The 535-nt window shown below is 33.8% G+C and carries 1 protein-coding gene and 1 pseudogene; both read left to right on the top strand.

The features are described 5' to 3' along the window. Nucleotides 1-114 precede the first annotated feature (114 nt). Complete coding sequence (locus TCEL_RS14155) at nucleotides 115-330, top strand: SDR family NAD(P)-dependent oxidoreductase (protein WP_018657390.1); 216 nt, start codon at nucleotides 115-117, stop codon at nucleotides 328-330. Between the two features lie 34 nt (nucleotides 331-364). Next, a pseudogene (locus tag TCEL_RS14360) lies at nucleotides 365-535 on the top strand (SDR family NAD(P)-dependent oxidoreductase); the annotation flags it as partial.

Here is a 535-nt window from a genome sequence, read left to right as displayed (position 1 = left end):
AGTATACAAGGACAGTGCCGATTTTGGTACTGTCCTTTAAGTAGTATATATACAAATGATAAAAATTAAACAAATTTAACATTAAATCAAAATTAAAGAATGGAGGTAATTATTATGAGATTAAATGGAAAGGTGGCAATTATTACAGGAGCAGCAAGAGGTATAGGTAAGGCAACTGCAGAAAAATTTTTAAAGGAAGGAGCAAGTGTTGTAATCTGTGATATTAGTCAGGAACAAGTTGATGCTACAGTTAATGAACTTAAGGCTATAAGTGAAAACATTGCAGGGATTAAAGTTGATGTAACAAATAGAGCTGAAGTAGATGAATGAGTTACATGAATCGTAGACCTGCTGCCTTGTAAATAACGCAGGTATAACAGCAGACAATACACTGCTTAAAATGACTGAAGAGGAATGGGATAGAGTAATAAACATAAATTTAAAGGGAGTATTTAATTGTGGTCAAGCTGTTGCTAAGGTTATGGTGGACCAAGGAAGTGGAGTTATATTAAATGCAACTTCTGTTGTAGGCCTA

The sequence above is a fragment of the Thermobrachium celere DSM 8682 genome (assembly GCF_000430995.1).
Lineage (GTDB): Bacteria > Bacillota > Clostridia > Clostridiales > Caloramatoraceae > Thermobrachium > Thermobrachium celere.
The sequence above is the reverse complement of the archived record's forward strand: the minus strand, read 5'-3'. Positions and strand labels throughout refer to the sequence as shown.

Bases quoted from the DNA above. Each gene is read 5' to 3' on its own strand.
- TCEL_RS14155 (WP_018657390.1), top strand. From the start codon at position 115: ATGAGATTAAATGGAAAGGTGGCAATTATTACAGGAGCAGCAAGAGGT.